This window comes from Actinomycetota bacterium (genome assembly GCA_035536535.1).
In the GTDB taxonomy this organism is placed as follows: Bacteria; Actinomycetota; JAICYB01; order JAICYB01; family JAICYB01; genus DATLNZ01.
Window position 1 is genome coordinate 1 of the sequence record DATLNZ010000137.1, and the last position, 4,050, is coordinate 4,050.

The window sequence follows — 4,050 nt, forward strand, 5'->3', positions numbered from 1 at the left end:
AGCGGCAGGATAGCCGCGAGCTTGCTCAGCGGGACCGAGACACCGAACATCGGCGCCACGATCACCAGGCCGGCCACGGCGGTCGCCAGCGCGTCCGGTATCCACTCCACGCTTCGTCCCATGAACACGACCAGCGGAGTCGCGGGGGCCGCGATGAGCAGCGGCAGAGTCCCGGTCATGCGCTCCCACGACGTCGTCTGCACGACGAACATCACGGTCATCGAGGCGAGCATCACGGCGTTGCCGACGAGCAGGAACTCCACCCGTTCCTGCGATTCGACCAGCTTGCCCATCAGCGAAAAGAAGATCACCTGCGACACGATCCGCGTGAGCCACTCGAAGACCCACGATCGCAGCGTGTACATGGTGCGAAAGTCCTCGAGGGCCACGGCGGCCGAGTAGCGGAAGATGCGCGCCGTTTGGACGAAGCCGGTCATGCGCAGGTCGGGGTCGCTGTGAGGCGCGTCATGCGTAGGTCATCGTCCCGGTGAGCCGGACGCGGTCCACCGTCTTGCGCAGCAGCCACCATCCCCCGGCAAACGCGGCGAGGCCCAGCAGCGCGATCATCGTCAGCCTCGTCGTTGCGTCGCGGATCGGTCCGGGGGCCAGGCTGTCGCGCAGCATTGCCGAGCTCCACGACAGAAAGACCACCCGCGTCGCCGGCTGGACCCAGCCCGGCAGCAGCTCCACCGGCGCGACCACGCCCCCGAGGACGTAGAACGGGTAGGTGAGCGCGCGCTGGAACGGACGTGCACTCCGTCCGAGGACGAACACCGCCGCCATCAGCAGAGCAGTGCACGCCATCGCCATGCCGGTCAGCAGCAGCGTCGCCCCGAACGCCACCGGGTGCTCGATCGGGATCACCAGGCCGAAGCCGAACCGCGCTACCAGCCACGCCTCGAGGTACCCGATCAGCCCGAGGACGGTGACCGCGATCACCCGTCCCACGACGACGATGGGAAGGCGGGCGGGGGCCGCGATCACCCCTTCCAGCACGCCCATGCCGCGGTCGGTCACGACGATCTCGCCGGCGATCGTGATGGACGTCCCCCACAGCGCGATCAGCACCGGACCCATCACCGCGTGGCCGGCCAGGTCCGGACGCCCGGCCGCTTGCACCACCGACAGGAACACCACCGTGAACAGCGGGATCATCGCCAGCACCAGGACGTCGTCCGGGCGCCCGCGCGTGAGGCCGAGCTGAAGCCGGAACGCGGCCAGGAGCACGCGCATCAGACGTTGAGCCCCCGGTCGCCGAACACGTGCAGATACACGTCCTCCAGGGAGGGCAGCGAGGTGGCGACCGAGTCCACGCCGGACGAAACCAGCGCGCGCAGCGCGGCCTGCAGCGCCTCCCGGGAGCCGACCTCGATGCGCGCGGAGCCGTCCTCGCCGCGCGCGACCTTCGTCACCCCGTCGATGCGACCCACCGCATCGAGAGCCTCGGGCGAGGCCCCCTCGACGTCGATGCGCTCAAAGGCCGCGAGCCACGTCCGCAGCGTCTTTGTGCGCTCGATCCGCAGCAGCCGTCCGCGGTCGATCAGCGCGACGCGGTCGCACACGTCCTCGGCCTCCGCCATGTCGTGGGTGGTGAGGAAGATCGTCCGGCCCTCGCTTCGAAGCTCCCGGACGAGCTCCCGGAACTGACGCGATGCGACGGGGTCCATGCCGGTGGTGGGCTCGTCCAGGAACAGCACCGGCGGGTCGGAGATGAGCCCGCGCGCGAGGTGCAGGCGCTGCTTCATGCCGCGCGAGAACGTCTCGACGCGCTCGGTTCGTCCGGCGAGGCCGACCTTCTCGAGCAGCATCGGGACGCGCTCACGCGCAGTCCGGGGGTCGAGCTTGTACAGCGCCGCCCAGTACGACAGGTTCTGCTCGGGGGTCAGTCGGTTGTACAGGCCGCGCTCGCCGCCGAACACGATGCCGATCAGGGGACGCACGGCCTGCGTGTCCCGGACCACGTCGTGTCCCAGCACGCGCGCTGTGCCCGAGGACGGGAGCAGGACGGTGGCCAGGACCTTGACCAGCGTCGTCTTGCCGGCGCCGTTGGGGCCCAGGAGGCCGAGGATCTCGCCGGACTCCATCGTCAGCGAGACGTCGTCCAGCGCGACGACGACCGGCCCCCGCTTGCGCAGACCCCTGCCGGTGCGGAACTCCCGGCGGACGTGCTCGACCTCGACCGTGGGCAACCCGGGGCTCCTCATCTCGGGGCCGCTGATTGTATGGACAGCCGGGCCCCTGCCGCGAGGTCTCTTGGATGATCAGCAACAGAAGGCGGCCTAGAGTGGACCGGCGGCCGGGCCCGCCCGACTTCTGGGATCGTGGGTGCGCTTCGCGCCGTCCCGTCCCTGAAAGGAGCCGACTCCAATGCCACCTCGATTGACCGGAGGCAACCACGTCGCCCTGACCGTCACCGACCTGGATCGCAGCCGCGCCTGGTACTGCGATCTGTTCTCGCTGACCGTCGTCAGCAACGACGAGAACGTCGGTCCCCCGTACTTCACCGACATGGGCTACAACGGGCTGTTCGACCTGACGACCTTCTCCTACGTTGTGGCGCTCTGCCAGCACCGCGACGGCGAGCAGGGAACCTTCGACGCCCGGCGCGTCGGCCTGGACCACGTGGGGTTCCACGTGCCCGAGCGCGAGGACCTCGACGACTGGATCGCGCGGCTGGACGAGCGCGGGATCGAGCACTCCGGCATCAAGGAGGCGCCCTACGCCGATGTCGTCTCGTTCAACGACCCGGACGGCATCGCGCTGGAGCTCATGTACGTGAAGGTGGACTTCTGGGCCGGCCTGATCGCCCAGGTCTCATAAACACGATGGCGAGCATGTTGGCCTCCGTCGGCTCCCGGATCCTCGGCCGCCGCGCGCGCCTGGAGGTAACGGACGTCTTCCGCGAGCACGAGGGGACGCCGTTCGTTGCGAGGTGCAGGGTGTCCGGATCGGACTCGGCCCCCGCGACGGTGGTGGTGAAGGCCCCCCGGCCCTGGAAGCCATACGAGCCGGACAAGCCTGGGGGCCCGGCGGCCGCCATCTTCACGGAGTGGGCGGCACTGGAATGGCTCGGGGAGCTGGACGTGCCGGACGTCCCACGCCTGCTGGGCGCGGACCGGGAGCCGGGGGTCCTGGTCATGTCGGACATGGCCCACGACCGGCGCGTGGACCACGTCCTGCTCGGCGAAGACCCCGTGGCCGCGACGGATGCACTGCGTGAGTTCGGCGCGAGCCTCGGACGTCTCCACGCCGCCACCATGGGCAAAGATCCCGACGAGTGGCGCCGCCGCCGAGAGCGACTCGGCCCCCGTGCGGACTTTGACCGCCGCGCGTGGTTCGCCGAGCAGGTGGCCCACCTCCACCGGGCGTGCGAGGCCGTGGGCGTCGAGGCACAAGGCATCGATGACGACCTGGAGACCCTCCGCGAGGCCTGGAACGCCGGACCGCACCACGCGCTGACCCACGGCGACCCCTGTCCGGACAACCTGCTGCTGGACGGGGGTCGCGTCGTCATCGTGGACTTCGAGAACGCCGCCTGCCGGTTTGCCCCCAGCGACGCCGGCTACGCCCGCATCCCGTTCCCCTCGTGCTGGTGCGTGGGGGCCCTTCCGGACTCGGCCGTCACGCAGATGGAGGACGCCTACCGTGCTGCGGCCGGCTTCGGTGACGACGCCGAGTGGCGGCGGCTGATGACGCTGGCGTGCGGACAGTCGTTCCTTTACACGGTGCCGACCCAGGTCACGCACTGTTTGGAGAAGGACCACTCCTGGGGCACAACCGGACTGCGGGCGCGGGCCCCGCTGAGGTCGGAGTCGTTTGCCGCGGCCGCCCGTGACAGCGGGACGCTGGACCGCCTGGCCGAATTAGCGTCCGGGATCGCGGCCAAGTGCCGAAAACTGTGGCCGGACGACACCCACGTCCCGCCCTACCCGGCATTCCGCTTGGGCCTTCGACAAAAGAAAAAGGCCCGGGGGCCGCCTGGCCCCCGGGCCCACACATCGGACTAGGCGCCGCCTGGGATGACCACCACGTCCTCGTTGTTGGCGAGGT

General features: G+C 69.9%; 5 protein-coding genes. 2 read left to right on the forward strand and 3 right to left on the reverse strand.

Annotated features, from left to right (window positions below; genetic code table 11):
- From VNE62_09320 to VNE62_09330, 3 genes are all read right to left on the reverse strand, one after another.
- On the reverse strand, nucleotides 1-437 hold a 437-nt coding region (locus tag VNE62_09320), incomplete at its 3' end, for a hypothetical protein (GenBank protein HVE92480.1).
- Between the two features lie 28 nt (nucleotides 438-465).
- On the reverse strand, nucleotides 466-1,233 hold the full coding sequence (locus tag VNE62_09325; GenBank protein ID HVE92481.1) for an ABC transporter permease: 768 nt from the start codon (nucleotides 1,231-1,233) through the stop codon (nucleotides 466-468).
- Nucleotides 1,233-2,189 (reverse strand): ABC transporter ATP-binding protein, encoded by a 957-nt coding sequence (locus VNE62_09330; GenBank protein ID HVE92482.1) that lies wholly within the window; start codon nucleotides 2,187-2,189, stop codon nucleotides 1,233-1,235. Before VNE62_09330 ends, VNE62_09325 begins: the two co-directional genes overlap by 1 nt.
- A 178-nt stretch (nucleotides 2,190-2,367) precedes the next feature.
- Between VNE62_09330 and VNE62_09335 the strand changes: the two genes are divergently transcribed.
- A complete protein-coding gene (locus tag VNE62_09335; protein HVE92483.1) occupies nucleotides 2,368-2,820 on the forward strand; it encodes a VOC family protein in 453 nt (150 codons plus the stop codon).
- Nucleotides 2,821-2,825: 5 nt separating this feature from the next.
- Nucleotides 2,826-4,007 carry an aminoglycoside phosphotransferase family protein gene (locus VNE62_09340; protein HVE92484.1) on the forward strand — a complete coding sequence of 394 codons (1,182 nt, stop codon included), beginning with the start codon at nucleotides 2,826-2,828 and terminating at the stop codon, nucleotides 4,005-4,007.
- Nucleotides 4,008-4,050: the final 43 nt, after the last annotated feature.